The sequence below is a fragment of the Dyella mobilis genome (assembly GCF_016904945.1).
GTDB classification, from domain to species: Bacteria; Pseudomonadota; Gammaproteobacteria; order Xanthomonadales; family Rhodanobacteraceae; genus Dyella_B; species Dyella_B mobilis.
This window is the reverse complement of the sequence record NZ_JADIKF010000013.1, coordinates 1-678: the sequence shown is the minus strand read 5'-3', so window position 1 is coordinate 678 and position 678 is coordinate 1. Positions and strand designations below refer to the sequence as shown.

Annotated in this window: 1 protein-coding gene; it reads left to right on the top strand. The window is 60.0% G+C overall.

Annotation, left to right across the window (positions count from 1 at the left end; translation table 11 throughout):
• Window positions 1–7: 7 nt before the first annotated feature.
• Window positions 8–678, top strand: a 671-nt coding sequence (locus tag ISS99_RS00065; protein WP_306482353.1) for an AMP-binding protein, incomplete at its 3' end; no start/stop codon positions are given.

Here is a 678-nt window from a genome sequence, read left to right as displayed (position 1 = left end):
TCAGGATCTGCCCTTCGAGCAGGTCGTCGAGATCGCACAGCCGCCTCGTCGGCTGGATCACACGCCGCTGTTCCAGGTGTTGTTGGCCTGGCAGAACCATGACGAAGGGACCCTGGCCTTACCCGATCTTCGAGTTGAACCCTTACCGACAACATTCAATGCGGTGAAATTTGATCTGGAATTGGTATTGAGCGAAACCACCGAAGGAACCGTTGCGGGTAGCCTGAACTACGTCATGGCGTTGTTCGATGCCGCCACGGTGGAGCGTTATCGCGGTTATCTTCTGCAGGTATTGCGCGCGATAGTCGCCGATGCCGCGCAGCCGATCGCGCGCATCGATTTGCTGGACGATGCCGAACGCACGTTGCTGCTGCAGAGCTGGAACCAGACCGATACGCCTTATCCGCAGGGTCAGTGCATCCATCATCTATTCGAACAGCAGGTGCTGCGCACATCGGATGCCGTCGCACTCGTCTTCGACAACCAATCGCTTACCTACGCCCAGCTCAATGCGCAGGCCAACCAGTTGGCCCACTACCTGATGGTGCAGGGCATCGGGCCCGACGATCGCGTGGCCCTCTGTGTCGAACGCGGCACCGCCCTGGTGGTCGGGCTGCTGGCCATTCTCAAGGCCGGTGGCGCATATCTGCCGCTCGATCCGGTCTACGCTTCCGAGCG